This window comes from Haloarchaeobius sp. FL176, from assembly GCF_024609245.1.
Taxonomy (GTDB): domain Archaea; phylum Halobacteriota; class Halobacteria; order Halobacteriales; family Natrialbaceae; genus Haloarchaeobius.
This window is the reverse complement of the sequence record NZ_JANJYH010000005.1, coordinates 75155-92419: the sequence shown is the minus strand read 5'-3', so window position 1 is coordinate 92419 and position 17265 is coordinate 75155. Positions and strand designations below refer to the sequence as shown.

16 protein-coding genes and 1 pseudogene are annotated in these 17265 nt (G+C 69.3%); 12 read left to right on the top strand and 5 right to left on the bottom strand.

Annotation, left to right across the window (positions count from 1 at the left end):
• Positions 1-22: 22 nt before the first annotated feature.
• Complete coding sequence (locus NO978_RS11055; protein ID WP_257299651.1) at positions 23-1198, bottom strand: hypothetical protein; 1176 nt, start codon at positions 1196-1198, stop codon at positions 23-25.
• 128 nt (positions 1199-1326) lie between these two features.
• Between NO978_RS11055 and NO978_RS11050 the strand changes: the two genes are divergently transcribed.
• The 7 genes and pseudogenes from NO978_RS11050 to NO978_RS19965 all read left to right on the top strand — a co-directional run.
• Positions 1327-2514 (top strand): ABC transporter substrate-binding protein, encoded by a 1188-nt coding sequence (locus NO978_RS11050; protein ID WP_257299650.1) that lies wholly within the window; start codon positions 1327-1329, stop codon positions 2512-2514.
• A gap of 2 nt (positions 2515-2516) precedes the next feature.
• Positions 2517-3041 (top strand): hypothetical protein, encoded by a 525-nt coding sequence (locus NO978_RS11045; RefSeq protein ID WP_257299649.1) that lies wholly within the window; start codon positions 2517-2519, stop codon positions 3039-3041.
• A complete protein-coding gene (locus tag NO978_RS11040) occupies positions 3038-3967 on the top strand; it encodes an FAD-binding protein (protein ID WP_257299648.1) in 930 nt (309 codons plus the stop codon). Before NO978_RS11045 ends, NO978_RS11040 begins: the two co-directional genes overlap by 4 nt.
• 218 nt (positions 3968-4185) lie before the next feature.
• The gene (locus NO978_RS11035; protein ID WP_257299647.1) at positions 4186-5316 is read left to right on the top strand and encodes an iron ABC transporter permease; all 1131 of its coding nucleotides are present in this window, start codon (positions 4186-4188) and stop codon (positions 5314-5316) included.
• Positions 5313-6260 carry an ABC transporter ATP-binding protein gene (locus NO978_RS11030; RefSeq protein ID WP_257299646.1) on the top strand — a complete coding sequence of 316 codons (948 nt, stop codon included), beginning with the start codon at positions 5313-5315 and terminating at the stop codon, positions 6258-6260. The genes NO978_RS11035 and NO978_RS11030 overlap by 4 nt, the downstream gene beginning before the upstream one ends.
• A 164-nt stretch (positions 6261-6424) precedes the next feature.
• A complete protein-coding gene (locus tag NO978_RS11025) occupies positions 6425-7666 on the top strand; it encodes an ABC transporter substrate-binding protein (protein ID WP_257299645.1) in 1242 nt (413 codons plus the stop codon).
• Positions 7667-7895: 229 nt separating this feature from the next.
• A pseudogene (locus NO978_RS19965) lies at positions 7896-8078 on the top strand (carboxypeptidase M32); the annotation flags it as partial.
• 13 nt (positions 8079-8091) lie between these two features.
• Here NO978_RS19965 and NO978_RS11015 read toward each other — a convergent pair.
• Positions 8092-9222, bottom strand: a complete 1131-nt coding sequence (locus tag NO978_RS11015) for a methyltransferase (protein ID WP_257299643.1) — start codon at positions 9220-9222, stop codon at positions 8092-8094.
• A gap of 398 nt (positions 9223-9620) precedes the next feature.
• Positions 9621-10466 carry a hypothetical protein gene (locus tag NO978_RS11010; protein ID WP_257299642.1) on the bottom strand — a complete coding sequence of 282 codons (846 nt, stop codon included), beginning with the start codon at positions 10464-10466 and terminating at the stop codon, positions 9621-9623.
• A gap of 144 nt (positions 10467-10610) precedes the next feature.
• Here NO978_RS11010 and NO978_RS11005 point away from each other — a divergent pair, with 144 nt between their 5' ends.
• From NO978_RS11005 to NO978_RS10995, 3 genes are read left to right on the top strand one after another with little or no spacing between them, the layout of a single operon-like run.
• Positions 10611-11663: a metal ABC transporter substrate-binding protein gene (locus NO978_RS11005; protein WP_257299641.1), complete on the top strand. Its 1053-nt coding sequence runs from the start codon at positions 10611-10613 to the stop codon at positions 11661-11663.
• On the top strand, positions 11663-12403 hold the full coding sequence (locus tag NO978_RS11000) for a metal ABC transporter ATP-binding protein (protein ID WP_257299640.1): 741 nt from the start codon (positions 11663-11665) through the stop codon (positions 12401-12403). Before NO978_RS11005 ends, NO978_RS11000 begins: the two co-directional genes overlap by 1 nt.
• Positions 12400-13428, top strand: coding sequence for a metal ABC transporter permease (locus NO978_RS10995; RefSeq protein WP_257299639.1), 1029 nt, complete (start codon positions 12400-12402; stop codon positions 13426-13428). The genes NO978_RS11000 and NO978_RS10995 overlap by 4 nt, the downstream gene beginning before the upstream one ends.
• 52 nt (positions 13429-13480) lie before the next feature.
• On the opposite strand, the gene NO978_RS10990 is transcribed toward NO978_RS10995, so the two are convergent.
• Positions 13481-13747, bottom strand: coding sequence for a hypothetical protein (locus NO978_RS10990; RefSeq protein ID WP_257299638.1), 267 nt, complete (start codon positions 13745-13747; stop codon positions 13481-13483).
• A 172-nt stretch (positions 13748-13919) separates the two neighbouring features.
• Here NO978_RS10990 and NO978_RS10985 point away from each other — a divergent pair, with 172 nt between their 5' ends.
• Complete coding sequence (locus tag NO978_RS10985) at positions 13920-14123, top strand: hypothetical protein (protein ID WP_257299637.1); 204 nt, start codon at positions 13920-13922, stop codon at positions 14121-14123.
• A 15-nt stretch (positions 14124-14138) separates the two neighbouring features.
• Here NO978_RS10985 and NO978_RS10980 read toward each other — a convergent pair whose 3' ends face one another.
• Positions 14139-14996, bottom strand: coding sequence for an SDR family NAD(P)-dependent oxidoreductase (locus tag NO978_RS10980; RefSeq protein WP_257299636.1), 858 nt, complete (start codon positions 14994-14996; stop codon positions 14139-14141).
• Positions 14997-15144: 148 nt separating this feature from the next.
• Here NO978_RS10980 and NO978_RS10975 point away from each other — a divergent pair, with 148 nt between their 5' ends.
• Complete coding sequence (locus NO978_RS10975) at positions 15145-17265, top strand: histidine kinase N-terminal 7TM domain-containing protein (protein ID WP_257299635.1); 2121 nt, start codon at positions 15145-15147, stop codon at positions 17263-17265.

Genomic DNA, 17265 nt, shown 5'->3' with positions numbered 1-17265 from the left:
TAGGACCCGGGTCGAGCCGCGGTCACCGCGTCGCGAACGCGCCGGCGAGCAGGTAGGCGTAGCCGAGGCCACCGGCGAGCGCGAGCACCACGCCACTCGTCTCGGCTGCCGGCACGTCGAGCCCGAGACCGGCCGCCTGCACCGCGACACCGACCGCGAGTAGGCCCATCGACGCGAGCGCGGTCCGGTCGTCACAGCCCGGCCAGCGCCCGACGTTCGGAGGATAGAACTGGAGCGACACGCCGACGACGGTCAGCCCGAGGAAGCCGAGCAGGGTGAGCCGGCGGTGGGCCGGGAGTAGCACGCCGTCGAGGCCGACGAACGCGAACCACGCACCGAGCGCGACGGCGGCGACGCCACCGACCGCGCCCAGGAGCACGCCGTAGAGCGCGGTCCGGCGGTTGTCCGACCGGACGAACAGGGTGCCGACGATGGCGGCGTAGCCGACGACGGCGACCGTCTCGACGACTGCGGCGAGGTGGAACCAGGGGCCTGCGGGCAGGGTCGCCGCGAGCAGCACCGGGCCGACCGCGCCCGCGGGGAGGACGACCCACACGAGGGCTTTCGGCGGGTCTGCGACGAGGAACCGCGGGAGGAGCCGCACGCCCAGGCCGAAGACGAGCAGGGCCGCCGTCCCGGTCCCGAGCAGGTGGATGGTCCGCGGCGGGTAGCCGTCGAAGACGGGCGGGACGAGCTCCACGAGTCCGAGCGTCGCGTAGCTCCCGACGAGCAGGTACGCGAGCGCGACGGGGACGACGGCGTTTGCCGCCCGATCGACCCCTGCCCGGTGGGCGTTCGGGCCGCCGGTGCCGGTCTCGCCCCCGGTGGGGTTGTCCCGCACCGTCCACGCGAGCGTGCCGACGAAGCCGAGGACGCCGGCGGCCCACAGCGCGGCGCCGGCGGGTTCGAGGACATCCGGTGTCCCCGCCAGCGGTGCGAGTGCGAGGCAGGCCACCCCGCCTGCGGTGAGCGGTAGCTGGACGATTGCGGCGCGGGGCTCGGCGAGCTCGCGGTCGAAGTACGACGGCACCAGCGAGTACGCCTTCCCGAAGACGACGTGGAGGACGAACCCGTACAGCCCCAGCGCCACCTCGGTCCCCCGTGGGATGCCGACGAGCAGGCCGACCTGCCACGCGAGCAGCGCGGCGACGGCGACACCGACGTACCGGCGCGCCCAGCGGGAGACGGTTGCGGCCATGGCCGGATGATTCGACGGCCCACGGCAAAGTCGTGGTGCCGGAGCGGTTCGGCTGCGGCCCCCGTGACAGAGGATTAGGTCTACCTAAATTCCGAAAGCGATTTAAATTGTTAGGCTAGCCTAAAACTATGAGCGAGGATTCGTACGACGACTCGACGCGGCGGCGCTTCCTGGGAACCGGTGCTGGACTGGCTGCGGCCATCGGACTGGCCGGCTGTCTCGGCGAGTCCGGGCCCGGCGACGGCACATCGACTGCGGACCCGACGTCGACCGCACCGCCTGCGACGACGGCAGGGACGACCGAGGGGCCGTCCGAGACGACTGGCTCCTACAGCGTCACCATGGAGCCGGTCGGATCGGTCGAGTTCGAGACCGTCCCCGAGACGTGGGTCGCGAACAACGGGAGCTGGGCCGACATGGGCGTCGCACTCGGGCTCGAGCCGCCGAAAGCCGTCTGGCTGACGGGGCGCTACCACACGCAGTACTACGACAGCATCGACGGCGTCTCCGTCGACAAGAGCGACATGGTGTCGCTCTACCAGAGCGGCGTCAGCAAGGAGCTGTTCTTCAGCCTCGACGCCGACGTGCACGTGATGGACCCCAACTTCCTCGTGAACCGGTTCAACGGTTGGGACGAGAGCGACGTTGCGGAGGTCGAGGAGAACGTCGCCCCCATGTTCGGCAACTGCATCTACGCCCAGAACTACCCGTGGCACTCGGACTACCGCTACTACAGCCTCTACGAGGCGTTCGAGAAGCTCGCGCAGTTGTTCCAGCGCACCGACCGCTACGAGGCGTTCGAGACCGTCCACGACGAGTTCCAGTCGAACCTCGCACCCCACGTGCCGACACAGGGCGAGCGCCCCGAAGTAGCCGTGCTCTGGGGGGACGGTGAGGCCCTCGAGGAGTTCCTTCCGTACATCATCGGCGAGGGAACCGGGTTCAAGCACCTCCGGGACCTGCGGCTCCGCGACGCTCTCGCGAGCACCAACATTCGGGACTTCCACGGGAGCCGTACTGCGATCGATCTGGAGACGCTGCTCGAAGTCGATCCCGAAGTCATCCTGCTCCGTAGCTACGAGTCGATGTCCGAGAGCGAGTTCCAGCGCACCGTCGTCGCCAGCCTGGAGGCGGACCCGACCGCGAGCGCCCTCACCGCCGTCCAGAACGGCGATGTCTACCGCGCCGGCGGTCTCTACCAGGGCCCCATCACCAACATGGTCCTGACCGAGCGGACCGCCAGCAAGCTCTACGGCGTCGACGAGGAGCTGTTCGACCGTGGACGGGTCGCCGACATCGTTGCGGGGGAGTTCTGAGCATGACCGGACAGGCGGACGCGGCCGACGCGGCGGACGAACGCGCCGACGAGGACGCGTGCGACGCGGGTCTCGTCGCGACGCTCCGGCACGAGCGCGAGAACGTCGCACGGCTCGCCTGCGAGGACGGTCCGTTCGCGGTCGCCTGCCGCGAGACCGGCACCAGCCCGGAACCAATCGACGGCTCGACGTTCGAGACGTTCGAGCGGGCCGAGCGTGCCCGCGACGCCGCGCGGCGCTACCGGGCGGTGCTCCGGACGCTCGACCCCGGACTCGAACGCTACGAACTCGCGGTCTGTGACGCCGATGGCGCGGGTGGGACGCTGACGCGCGTCCGGCAGCGCACCGGCCGTCGTCGGGAGAACGGCCTCCCCGAGTCGCGTCAGAGCGTAACGCTGGCGGGTGAGGGCTGTGACGAGTGGCTCCGCGTCGAGAACGGCCCCGTCGTCCACCTCGCGGGCCCGGACGCCCTGCTCGACGACGAACTGGTGACGCGACAGCTCGAGTCGGGGCTCGACCCACGATGACGGAAGATGGCTCCGACGCGACGGACGCCGCTGACCGCTACGACGTCGTGGTCGTCGGGGGTGGGCCCGCTGGAACGGCCGCGACGGTGTTCACTGCCCGGGATGGCCTCGACACGGTCGTCTTCGACCGCGGTGCCGGGGCGCTCGACCGCTGTGCGTTCCTCGCGAACTACCCCGGCTTCCCCGCCGGCATCGACGTGGGGACGTTCCAGGGCCTGCTCGCGGACCACCTCGAGACGGCGGGTGCGATTCCGGTCGAGGACTCCGTTGTGTCGGTCGCACGCACCGCGGCGGACGCCGACGACGGTGCTCGCTTCGTCGTCGAGACGGCCGACGACCGGCGGGTCCGAACCGACTACGTCCTCGCGGCGGCCTGGTACGACGGCTCCTACCTCGAACCGCTGGACGACGGGGACGAGATGTTCGAACTGCACGAGCATCACGGCGAGGAGCACGAGCGGTTCGACCCCGACTACCCCGACGACGACGGCCGGACGCCGGTCGAGGGCCTGTACGTCGCCTCGCCCGCCGGCGGTCGGAGCGCGCAGGCCGTCGTCGCCGCGGGCAACGGTGCCCACGTCGCCCGGTCGCTGCTGGAGGACCACCGCGTGGCCGCGGGCTACCCGGAGGGCGTCGCCGCGCGCTACGACTGGCGGCGACGGGCGGGTGAGTTCTCCGGCAAGTGGGCCGAGCGGGACCGCTGGCGCGAGTACTTCGAGGCCGAGGCCGGCGACCACGACCTCGACGAGGCGCGGTTCGTCGAACTCCGCGAGCGGTACCTCGACGAGGCGTTCGCGACGAAGACGACCGACGAGGAGATAGAGCAGCGGACCGAGGAAGCACACCACCGCCTGCTCGACCACCTCGACGACGAGCACATCCGTTCGTACCTCGAACGGCAGGATGCGACGGCGGCCGACGACTGACTTCCTTTCCGACGCCCCCGTGACGCGCCGAACTCCGGGGCGCAGGGTCGTTCGAACCTGCTTTCGGCTCGCCTAAAATCCGAAAGCCATTTATTTTTTTAGGTAGGCCTAATTCCTATGGCAAACGACCCGGCAAACTCGAGTGTGCACGCTGTGGGTCGCAGGCGAGGCACACGACGAACAGGGGAGCTCGGTGAACGGGAGGGGTGGACGACACGATGAGCAACGAACGACGGGGCGTCGGAACCGACACGGTTCCGGGAGGCACCCGCCTCGGCTGGCTGTTCGACCCGAAGCTCGTCGGCCTCGCGGCGGTGAGCCTACTGATCGTCGTCGTCGGTGGTATCGTGCAGGTGAGCCACGGACCGTTCCGGATGAGCTACGCCGAAGTGTGGCGATCGCTGACCGACCAGACCGTTCTCTTCGACATCGAGGTCTGGAAGGCGTTCCTCCTCGGGCACGAACTCCCCGAGATGAGCCGCCAGAACCTCGTCGTCTGGTACATGCGTCTGCCCCGCGTGGTCGTCGGTATCTTCGTCGGTGCGAACCTCGCCGTCTCCGGGGCCATCTTCCAGGCGGTGACGCGGAACGAACTCGCCAGCCCGTTCATCCTCGGCGTCTCGTCCGGGGCCGGGGCTGCCATCCTGCTGACGTTCGTCTTCCTCGGCGGGCTGACGATGTACCTGCCGCTCATCGCAGCGGCGGGCGGGGCCCTCGCGTTCCTGACCGTCTACATGATTGCGTGGAAGAACGGCACCTCCCCGGTCAGACTCGTCCTCGCGGGCGTCATCGTCGGGACGATATTCACCTCCCTCCAGCGAGGGATGTTCTTCTTCTTGCAGGACATCGCGGTCGCGAAGTCCGCCCGTGCGTGGACCGTCGGCTCGCTCATCGGGACCGACTGGGAGGAGATACGGACGGTGCTCCCGTGGTCGGTCCTCGCCGTCGTGCTCGCGCTCGCGGGGTCGCGACAGCTGAACGTCCTCCTGCTCGGCAAACAGACCGCGAAGTCACTCGGGATGAACGTCGAGCGGGTCCGGTTCGGCCTCTCGAGCGTGGGCGTGCTGGCCGCCAGCGCGAGCATCGCCGTCGCGGGCATCGTTAGCTTCGTCGGCCTCATCGTCCCGCACATGGTCCGGAACATCGTCGGCAGCGACTACAAGAAGCTCGTCGTCGGCTGCCTCTTCGCCGGACCGGCGCTCGTCGTCTCGGCCGACGTGGGTGCGCGGCTGTTCTTCGGGATGATCGGCAGCCGCGGTCAGGTCCCGGTCGGTATCGTCACCGGCCTGGTCGGCGGACCGTACTTCCTCTATCTGATGCGAAAGCAGGAGGCGTTGGGGAACATATGAGCGAGCACACTGGTACCGACGACGCGACGCCGCAGTCCGACGGAGCGACCGTCGCCGACTGGACCGAGGAGGCGACGACCGAGACAACGACCGCAGCCATCAGCGAACTCGCTGGCGAGGAGCTGGTGCTCGGCTACCCGAACACCGACGAGCCCGTGCTCGACGGCGAGTCGATGACCGCGACTCCCGGTGCGGTGACGGCGCTCGTGGGGCCGAACGGCTCCGGCAAGAGCACGCTGCTCAAGGGGCTCGCGAACCAGCTCGAACTGACGGACGGCTCGGTCCTGCTCGACGGCCGGGACGTGCAGTCCCTCGGCACGAAAGAGATGGCCAAGAAGCTCGGGCTGCTCTCACAGGAGAGCACGTCCCCGGGCAGCATCAGCGTCGAGGAGCTCGTGTTCCACGGCCGCTACCCCCACCGCGGCTTCTTCGAGACGGTCACCGACGAGGACGAACGGGCCGTCGACCGTGCGATCGACCTCGCCGGCGTCGACCACCTCCGTGACCGGCAGGTCAGCAGTCTCAGCGGCGGCCAGAAGCAGCTCGTCTGGATCGCGATGGTGCTCGCACAGGAGACCGACGTCCTGTTGCTGGACGAGCCGACGACGTTCCTCGACCTCCACCACCAGCTCGAGGTGATGGAGATAATCGAGACGCTGCGCGACGAGAGCGACATCACCGTCGTGGTCGTCCTCCACGACGTCGAGCAGGCGGCACGACTGGCCGACCGGATGGTCGCGCTGAAGGACGGGGAGATTCAGGCCCGTGGAACGCCCGAGGAGGTCCTGACGGAGTCGATGCTCGCGGACGTCTTCGAGATCGACGCCGCAGTCGACCGGACCGAACGAGGTCCGCGGGTCGAGCCGATTCGCCCCCGGCACGACGACGACGGTGCCCCCGACGAGTGTCGCGACCACCAGCCACGGATGGAAGCCGACGAGTGACGGGCTACGAGGGGGTTCTGGGCCGAGCACGACCGCAACCCGGGAAGGCGTCGAAGGCCTTCTCTGCCTCACCGTCGTCGTGCTTGGGAGGGATTCGACGCCACCAGGTTCTGTCCGGCCTAAAAACCGGAAGCGTTAAGAATTTTTAGGCCGGCCTAAATCATATGTCGGGAGACCGCAGTGTGGGTGACGAATCGACGCGCAGGACGTACCTGACGTACGGTGGGACGCTGGCGAGCAGTGCGCTGCTCGCGGGTTGTCTCGGTGGGAGTGGCAGCGACGGAGGCGGCGACACGGCTACCGCGACGCCGACCGGGTCAGCGGACCAGTCGACCGCCACTGAGACGACCGAGGACGACGGCCCCTACTCGGTGACGATGTCTCCGGTGGGCACCGTCGAGTTCGACACCGTCCCGGCGGACATCTTCACCGTCTTCGCACAGTACGCGGACATGGCGGTCGCCCTCGGCCGGGGCGACGCGGTCAACGCCCTCTACGTACCCGAGATGTCGGGGACGACGATGAACCACTACTACCACCACCTCGACGGCGTCTCCTTCGACTGGGAGGGGTTGCACGACCCGCTCGTCGACGGCCTGTCGAAGGAGCGGCTGTACGAACTCGACAGCGACGTCCACCTCGCCGACCCCTCGTGGGCGTCGACCCAGCAGAACTGGGACCGGGGCGACGTCGACGAGGTCGGGACACAGGTCGCGCCGTGGTTCGGCAATTTCTACAGCGGCACGCAGACGTCGCCGCCGGAGGGGTACCCGGAGTACGAGTACTACGACCTCTGGGAGCTATTCGGCGGTGTCGCACGGGTCTTCCGCGAGGAGGCCCGCTACGAGGCGCTCGCCGCGGTCCACGCGGACCTCGTCGAGCGCATCCAGAGCGACCTGCCGCCCGAGCGACCGACCGCCGTACGCGTCTCCATCGCGAGCGACGGCGAGTCGTTCTACACCTACCACCTCAACAAGCCGGGCTACTGGCTGGCGGACACGCGTCCGCTCGGCGCGACCGATGCCTTCGCCGACGAGGACTGGGGCAATCTCTGGGGACAGGTCGACTTCGAGGCGATGGTCGAGGCCGACCCGGACGTCCTCCTGCATCTGTGGGGCATGACGCCCTCAAGGAGCATGACGGATATGCGACAGTTACTCGTGGACCACCCCGTCGGCCGGGACCTCACGGCGGTCCAGAACGACCGGGTGCACGCACAGGGGATGCGGTATCAGGGCCCCATCATGAACCTGTTCCAGCTCGAGATGACCGCCAAACAGCTCTACCCGCAGCAGTTCGGCGCGTGGCCGACCTACGAGGACGGCGACCCGTACCCCGAGATTCCCGAGGACGAGCAGCTGTTCGACCGCCAGCGGGTCGCGGACATCGTCACCGGCGAGTTCTGACGCGAGTCGGAGGGAGCTTCGCTCGGGGGTCGTCCCCGACCCGAGCTCTTTCGGTCGGCCACGTCGCCGCATGCTATGTCAACGGACGCTGCGAGCGACGCACCAGCCGCCTACGACGAACCGACCGCTACCGACGCGTCTCGAACCTCCGGCAGGCCTCCACGTTCCTCAACTGGGACCAGCAGGTGACGATGCCGCAGGGCGGCGCGCCCGGCCGCGCCAAGCGGCCGACGGCCTCGTCCGCGGGGCCGAGTTCGGACCCATCCACGAGTGGATGACGGACCACGTCCACCGGCACGGCCAGCGCTACGAGCCCGCGGAACTGGTCGCGGTCGCGACCGGCGAGCCGCTGACCGCGGAGTACTTCGTCGACTGCGCGCGGGAGAAGGCCGAGGCGCTGTACGGGTTGTAGTCGTCCGAGCCGCTTATTCGTGCAGCCGGACCACCACGTGCTCCGCGCCCGTCGCCAGCGTCTCCACGGACGGGAACCGCTCGAAGTGCCGGGTGAGGTCGAGCGACCGATGGTGGACGACGGTCGCACGACCATCCGACGCCAGGACGTGCTCCATCCCGGAGAACAGGTCCGAGAGCACGCCGTCGCCCGCGTGGGTCGGCGGGTTCGAGAGCACGTGGTCGAAGCGCCGGTCCGCGACGCCCGACACCGCGTCGGCGGTGACGACCGTCGCATCGACGCCGTTCTCGGCCAGCGTCCGCTCGGCGCAGGCCGTCGCGACCGCGTCGTCGTCGGTCAGCCACAGGTCGCAGTCGGCAACCGAGCCGGCGTACGAGCCGACTGGACCGTAGCCACAGCACAGGTCGAGAACCCTCGCATCGTCGTCGACGGTGGCGGTCTCCAGCAGCAGCCTGGTGCCGTGGTCGAGGTGCCCGGCGGAGAACGTCCCGGGGACGGAGACGAGCGAGAGGTCGACGCCGTCGACCGTCGCGGCGAACTCGCGTGGCTCGACGAACGCGGGCGGGTCGACGGTCTCCGGTCGCGTCGCCGCGACGACGCGGGCCTCGCCGTCGTGGACGGTCTCGACGCGGCCGGTGAGCCCGGCGAGGCAGTCCTCGTAGCGACCGAGGCCGGTGGTCGTGTTGCCGGCGACGTAGAGCGTGCCGCCCGGAGCCAGCGTCGCGAGCGCGTTCGCCACTCGCTGCTTCCCGACCGCGACCGGGGTGTACGGTTTCGGGGCGTACGCGACGGTGTCGAACGTCGAGTCCGCGCCGGCCGGATGGGCGGTAGTCGCCACCGTCGCGTCGACGCCGTTCGTGGAGCTGTTGCGCTCGCAGCAGGCGGCGGCGCGGGCGCTCGTCTCGGTCATCACGACCGCGTCGGCGACACTGGCGAGGACGCAGCCGACGACGCCGTAGTTCGCCGCCGGGACGAGCAGTCGGCCCAGTCGCTCCTCCCAGCACGCCTCCAGCAGGGCGAGCGTCGCGGGACGGAACCCGTCGGGCGAACAGCAGCTGTCGGCGGTGTGGAACTCGTAGCGCCGCGGGCCGCCGTCGACGCGCGAGCCGAGGGCGAGAGCCGGCTCGTGGCGGCTCAGTGGCATCGGCTACCTCCCCTCCGCGGGTCGGCGACGGCGGTGACGATGGTGGTGGTCGTGAGAACCTGCGGGCGGTGCGACTGGTGGCACTGCGGACGAATCGTGGGTGTATCGTGCATCGACGTGGGTCGTGACCGGCGGCGGTCAGCGGGCGGAACGTCCCACGCGCTCCGCTAGCGGGTTCGAGAACCGGGAGAACGGTCCACGCAACGCTGGCGGGGCGCGCGAACCGGAGTGCCGATCAGCGTGACGCCGCGTCGGATGCCGACCCCTCCGGTCGGTCCGCCACGGTTCCCACAGCCGGCGAGCCGGCCGACCCTCGCGTCAGACCGCGACGCGAGCCCGAGTCGACCGCGAGCACGTGTTCAATGCAACCTGTAGTCGAACTGCCGACACAAAAAACGTTACTCCCGGCGTGCGACCAGGTACGACTCCACGCGGTCGGCCATCGCGCTCCTGACCCCGGACTCGTCGGTATCGACGGAGCCGTCGCGGAAGGCCCGGACGTGTTCGCGGGCCAGCGCCTCGACGGCGCGCTCGAACAGCAGGTCGAAGCCGAGTTCGTCGTCGGTCACGCCGAGACGGGCGACGACGCCGTCGAGCCAGCGGTCCGTGGCGAGGGCTGCGACCAGTTCGTCCGGGTTCGTGGCCGTCGTTTCGACTGCGTCCTCCCCACCCGTGACGGTGTGGTTCCGCAGCACGGCGCGGTGACCCGTCTTGTCCGCGAGCAGGACACCGGCGACGGGGCTGTCGCGCCAGTTCGAGTCGGGGAAAGCGTAGCCCTCCGGGTCGAAGTCGACCGCCCGAACCTCCTTCTCGAGTGCGTTCACCGGTGTCAGCCCGAGCCCGTCGTAGATGCTCGCGACGGAGTCCGGCGGCAGGAACGAGCCGTGGTCGGCGTCGTACACCTCGGTACCGAGGAACGACGGCGTCCGCGACCAGTCGTACGCGACGCCGCTCCCGTCGACTGCGACGCCGACGAACGTCACGGGCTCGACGTTCTCGACCGACGCCCGGAACGCCTCGCGGTCGAACTGCTCGCGGACGTGCCGGACCGCGTGTGCGTACGGGAGCGGCACGTCGTCGGGACCGAACTCCCGGTCGGCGTCGCCGAACGCGAGCACGCCAGTCGAGCGGAGCTGGAACCGGAACGGGCTCCCGGTGAGGTGCTCGCGGAGCCAGAGGTGGCCGCCGTCGAGGAGCTCGTCGGGGGCGTCGGCGAGCGGTGGCGTCGGTGGTGCGTCGTGCATCAGTCGGATGGTGGTCCGTCGTTGCGCGGGCGGGGACAAAACGGTACCCCCGACGGACGACGGTGGCGCCCGGTGCCGCGAGAGTTAACAAGAAACCAATCAAGAAACACAATTCTTATTAATTCAGGCTTTGGTCTTAGCAATATGCAGGAACTCACTCGACGCCGAGTGCTGGCGGGAACCGGACTGGCGGGGCTCAGCGGAGTCGCTGGCTGTCTCGACGGCCTGAACACTGGTGGCGACACTGAGAGCGGCGGCGTGCAGTCGTCGTTCTTCGTCTTCGGCGCGGTCACGGCCGCGGTCGCCGGGGACGCGACGGACGCCTCGGTCCTCGTCCCGGTCGGCCAGCACGGGCACGGCTGGGAGCCCGGGCCGCGCGTCCGCGAGTCCATCCGCGACGCGTCACTGCTGGTCCACGGGATGCCGGGGTTCCAGCCCTGGGTCGACGACATCACCACCGACCTGACGGCCGACGGTGCCGCGGTCGAGACGGTCGACGCGAGTGCGGACGTCGACCTGTTGCCGCTCGGCGACGACCACGGACACGGCCACGGCGAGCACGAGACGGAACAGCACGAGGAGGAACGCGGCACAGAGCACACCGGTACAGAGCACGACGGCACCGAACATCACGAGGAGGAACACCACGACGACCACGGCGGCGAGTTCGACCCGCACTTCTGGCTCGACCCGCTCCGGATCCGGACGGCCGTCGACACGGTCCGCGAGCGGCTCGTCGCGGTCGACCCGGCGAACGCCGACGTCTACGAGGCGAACGCGACGGCGTACCGGGAGCGACTCGACGCGCTCCACGAGGACATCGACGGGACCGTCGCCGACGCCTCGAAGGGGACGCTCCTCGTCGCCGGCCACGACGCATTCCAGTACTTCGGCGACCGGTACGGCCTCCAGATCGAGGCGCTCACGGGGATGTCGCCAGACGCGCAGCCGACGGCACGTGACATCGAGCGTGCACAGGAGGTCATCGAGCATCACGACCTGCAGTACATCTGTGCAGACCCGCTCGAGTCACAGCGCGCCGCCGAACAGCTGGTCGCGGAGACCGACGCGACCGAGGTCCTGCCGCTGACCGCGCTCCCCGGTCTGCACGACGACTGGGCCGACCGGGACTGGGGCTACCTCGACATCGTCGAGAACGTGAACCGCCCGACGCTCGAACGGGCGCTGGAGGCCTGATGGCTGTCGTCGACGCCCGCGACGTGACGTTCGGCTACGGCGACACGCCCGTCGTCGAGGACGTCTCGCTCACCGTGGAGGCCGGGGCGTTCCTCGGGCTGGTCGGCCCGAACGGCTCCGGGAAGACGACGCTGCTCGCACTGCTCGTCGGGCTTCGCCGGCCCGACGCCGGTAGCGTCACGCTGTTCGGCGAGCCGGCCCACTCCGTCGCAGACGGTCAGCGCGTCGGCTACGTCGCACAGGACGCGACCCACGCTGGTGGGCGGATGCCGGTGACGGTACGAGAAGCCGTCCGGATGGGGCGGTACCCGCACCGCCCCGTCGGCGGGTTCACCGCGGACGACCGGCGGGCCATCGAGTCGGCGCTCGACCGCGTCGACATCCGGGACCTCGCCGACCGTCGCGTCGACCGGCTCTCCGGCGGGCAGCGCCAGCGCGTCGCCATCGCACGCACGCTCGCGGCGGAGGCCGACCTGCTCGCGCTCGACGAGCCGACGGTCGGCGTCGACGCCGAGTCGCGGGAGGCGTTCTACGGGCTGCTGGCCGAGCTGAACGCGTCCGGGCTCACGGTCGTCCTCGTCGAACACGACATCGGCGTCGTGACGACCCACGCGACCGAGATCGCCTGTCTCAACCGCGAGCTGTTCTTCCACGGCGACCCGGAGACGTTCGTCGAGACCGACGCCCTCGCGGACGCCTACGGCGGTAATCAGCACGTGCTCGCGCACGACCACCCATGACGGGGGCGACCGCCGTCGCCCGGACGCCGCTCCTCCTGGGCGGCCTGCTCGACTGGGTCCTCGACGACGTGTGGGGCACCGTCCTCGACGCGCTCGCGGCGCTCACCGGCGTCGAGATGCTGAGCTACCCGTTCATGCAGCGGGCGTACCTGGCGGCGGTCTGCATCGCGGTCATCGGCCCGCTCGTCGGGAGCTTCCTGGTCCACCGTGAGATGGCGATGATCGGCGACACGCTCGCGCACTCGGCGTTCGCGGGCGTCGCGGTGGGCCTGTTCGTGAACGCGACGTTCGCCCTGTCGGTGCCGCCGCTGCTGACCGCGCTGGTCGTCGCCGTCGTCGCGGCGGTGCTCGTCCAGCTCCTCGTCGACCGTGTCGGCACCTACACCGACACCTCGCTTGCGGTCGTGCTGACGGGTGCGTTCGCGGTCGGCAGCGTGCTCATCACCGCGACCGACGGCGGCATCGCGGTCGGCATCAACGCCTACCTGTTCGGTTCGCTGGCGACGGTGACGCGTGAGAACGTCGGCATCCTGTTCGCGATGACGCTGCTCGTGACGGCGGTCGTGGCCCTCGCCTACCGGCCACTGCTCTACGCGACGTTCGACGAGGTCGGGGCCCGTGCGGCCGGCCTCCACGTCGGTCGGTACAACCTCCTGCTCGTCGTCCTGACGGCGGTCGTCGTCGTCGCCGCGATGCAGATCATGGGCGTGATACTCGTCGCCGCGATGCTCGTCATCCCGGTCGCGACGGCCGGCGGGATGCGCGGGTTCCGGCGGAGCGTCGCCGCCGCCGTCCTCACCGGACTCGTCGCGACCGTCAGCGGCGCGACGCTCTCGTACGTCTACGACGTGGCCGCCGGCGGCTCCATCGTGCTCGTCGCCATCGCCGTCTACGCGGCGGTGGGTGCGGGTCGGGCGGCTCGTGCGCCCGTCGCGACCGCTGTCCAGACCCTGCGGACCGCGCGCACCGTCGACGGTCGCACGGTCGAGGCCGATGGTGGCGCCGGGCCCGACGGGCGGGACTGAGCCGCGCCTCGCCACGGGGGCGGCGAGCCGAGACGCAAAGAACGCGCCCGGGCTACTGCTGCGGGCTGGCTTCCTCGTACGGCTGGAGGACGACCCAGCCGCCGGGCTGGGCGAAGTCAAGCTGGAACGTCTCGCCCGCCGACTTCCCGATGAACGACTTCAGGTTGGTGTCGCGGTGCGAGCCGGGCGAGACGTTGCTGCTTTCGCCATGACCGAGCCGTTCACGCCGAGGCGCTTCGAGTTCTCCAGCTGGAAGGCGTCGCCGCTCTCCTTCGGTGCGTTCCGTGTCCTGAATTGGTCGAGGTCCATCGAGAGTCACCGAGACGCGTGTTGACGAATCTGCGGAGTATATACATTGTCAATATTATGTGAGCTTCGAATTAGGTGTGTTGGGTGACAGTATTCAACTACGAGAACGCCTGAAGTGGGTACTTCGAGTCGAGTCGCTTCGATAGTGCCGCTTTATATCAGTCGGGAACGATACAGGACGTATGTCACGTCCCGAGACGGAACCACGAAACTCACTCCGCCACCTGGTCGAGGTCGCTCTCCTGTTCGGCGTCGGCGTCGGCCTGCTCGTCCTGGGCGTGGGCAACCTGACGGACACGATCACGTGGACGCTCCCGGGGTGGGTCAACCTGATCGTGGGCGTCGGTCTCCTTCTGTACGCGTTCTTCAGTATCCGACAGGACTGACTGGCCCGCGACAGCTTACTCGTAGGTCAGCGTCATCCCGCCGTCGAACAGCAGGTCGCCGCCGTTGAGGTGCGTCGCGTGCTTCGAGAAGCCGAACGCGAACAGGTTCCCCACGTCGACGGGCTCCATCATCTCCTTCGTGCGCGACTGGCCGAGCATCACGTCCTCGACGACTTCCTGGACGGAGATACCGCGCTGTTCCGCGGTATCGGGAATCTGGTCGGTGACCAGCGGCGTCTTCACGTAGCCGGTGCTGACCGAGAACGACCGGACGGTTCCGGCTCCTTCGGCGGCGATGGACTGCGTGAGCCCCCGCAGGCCGAACTTTGCGACGTTGTAGGCGACCTTGTCGGCGGTGACGTAGTGCCCGTGGACCGACGCCATGTTGCCGACGGAGCCCCCGCCGCTGTCCCGGAGGTGAGGGAGGACGAGCTTCGAGAGGTAGACGGGCGCGCGGAGCATCACGTCCTGCATCCGGTCGTACACCTCCATCGGGAACTCGTCCAGCGGGGAGATGTGCTGCATCCCGGCGACGTTCGCGAGGTAGGCGAGGTCGCCGTAGCCGGCAGCGGCGTCGACGACCGATTCGAGGTGTTCGTCGTCGGTGAGGTCGGCGGGTTCGGGGTGTATATCGCCCGGGAAGTCGAGTTCGTCGCCGCGGTCGCGGGTCTCCGCCAGCCCGTCCTCGTCCACGTCCGTCGCGACGACCGTGAGCCCGTTCGCCGCGAGCACCAGCGACGTGGCACGGCCGATCCCCGAGGCCGCGCCCGTCACGAGCGCGACCCGGCCGGCGGCGAAGTCGGCGTCGTCGATTCGCAGGACGTCGTCGCCGGTCAACGTCGGGGGCTCGACGCTCTCGTCGGTTGCTGTCATGGGAGAGACTGCACGAGGAACCACGGTATAGGCGGCGGTTGATATGTTAACGTATCTCCTTTCACAGCCGGCATTATTTTCGAGGCTGCACGTATCACAAACGCTATCACTCGGGGGTGGTATACGGTTTAGACGACAGATGGTGGGTGTGGCTGCGGCCTTCCACGTCTCGCTGCTCGGGTTCTCCACGCTCCTGACGACGTGGCTCGCGGTCGTTGGCTGGCGAAACCGTGGCCGCCCCGGTGCGACGCCGTTCACCGGGATGATGGCCGTGGCGAGCGTCTGGAGCGCCGGCTACGCCGCGGGGCTGTTGACACCCGCCGACCAGTACGGTCTTCGACTGTTCTTCGAGCAGCTCCAGTGGTTCGGCATCGTCCTCGCACCCGTGTTCGTCCTGCTGTTTTTCGCCGAGTACACCGGCTTCGAGGAGCTCCAGCGCCCCGCCGTCGTCGCGGGGGTTTGCATCGTCCCGGCGGTGACGCTGGTGCTCGTCTGGACGAGCCAGTACCACCCCCTCATCTGGCGGGACTGGAGCTTCCGCGTCGTCGACGGCGTGAACGTCGCCACGCAGCAGGAGGGGCCGTGGTACCGCATCAACCTGCTCTACACCTACCTGCTCCTCGGCGGCAGCGTCTCCCTGTTGCTGTACACCATCCGGCGCTCCGAGCAGTCGTTCTCCGCGGCGAGTGCGGCGCTCATCGTCGGTATCGGGACGCCCACCGTCGCGAACCTGCTCTCGGTGCTCGGCTACGCCATCTACGAGGGGCTGGACATGACGCCCTACGCGTTCAGCATCACCGGGCTCGCGTTCGCCATCGCCGTCTTCGAACACGACCTGTTCGAACGGCCACCCTCCATCCTCCAGCTCGGTCGCACCTCCGCACTGGGGACGCTCAACGACCCCGTCCTCGTCACCGACCGGGAGGGAACCGTCGTCACCGACAACCAGATCGCCCGCGACGTGCTCTCGGTGCCCGCGACCGGGGCGGACGCGGAACACGGGAGCGGCCTCATCGGGGTCGCTATCGAGGCGCTGCTGCCGGAACGCCCCGAACCGGGTGACGAGCCCGCACTCATCACCCTCGACGACCGCCAGTTCGAGGTCTCGGCCTCGCCCGTCGAGGACGGTCGCGGCCGCTCCGTCGGCACCGCGTACCTGCTCCACGACGTGACCGAGCGCGAACGGCGGCTCGCCGAACTGGAGCGCAGACAGGACGAGCTCGAACGCCAGCGCACCGAGCTCCGCGAGCTCGACGCCATCAACCAGTCCATCCGGAGCGTGCTCACGAGCATCGTCCGCGCGCAGTCCCGACCCGAACTCCTCGACGGGGTCACGAACCGGCTCGCGACCACGCCGTGGTACGTCACCCCGACCATCCGCGAGGAGAGCGTGCCGGAGACGACCGTCGAGGTGACGGATGGGGGCCGGATGCGTGCGACGGTTCCCATCGACTTCGCGTCCATCGGTTACGGCGCGCTCGTCGTCGAGAGCGACCGCGAGGGGGCGTTCGACGACCACGAGGTGACCATCCTCGAGGAGCTGTGTGCCAGCGTCGGGATGGCGCTGCACGCCATCGAGACGCGCGAGACGCTGCTATCGGACAGCCTCGTCGCACTCACCTACCAGGTGTCGGCCGAGGGGTCGCCCCTCGCCCGGGTCAGCGCCGCCCACGACTGTACGCTCATCGTCGAGGGAACCGTGCCGGTCGAGGACTCCGGACTGCTGTGTTACGTCGACGTCGAGGACTGCGGCGACGTCGAGGCGGTCATCGACACGTTCGCCGACGCCGACGAGGTCGAGCGGGTTCGACAGGTTCCCAACCGCGACACCGTCGAGGTACGCCTCCGTGGTCCGTCCGCACTCGGTGTCGTGACCGCCCGGGGCGCGCGCCTCGGCGAGGCCACAGCGCGCGACGGGCAGCTCACGTTCGTCGCCGAGACCGCGACCGGAAACGCCGTTCGGCAGCTGACGGAGGTACTCGAGGATGCCGTCGGGCCGGTGAGCCTGCGGTCGAAGCGCGAGCGCCCACCGGCCACGGAGGACGATGGACGGATCGCCACCGTCGAGGGGTTGACCGACCGGCAGCGCGAGGCCGTCGTCGCCGCGCACAACGCCGGCTACTTCGAGTGGCCCCGAGAGAGCACGGCCGAGGAGATCGCGGACGCCATGGAGATCGCCTCCTCGACGTTCCACAGTCACCTCCGGAAGTCGCTCTCGAAGGTCGTGTCGGCACACGTGAACCACAACGGCGACGGGCGAGACGACTGA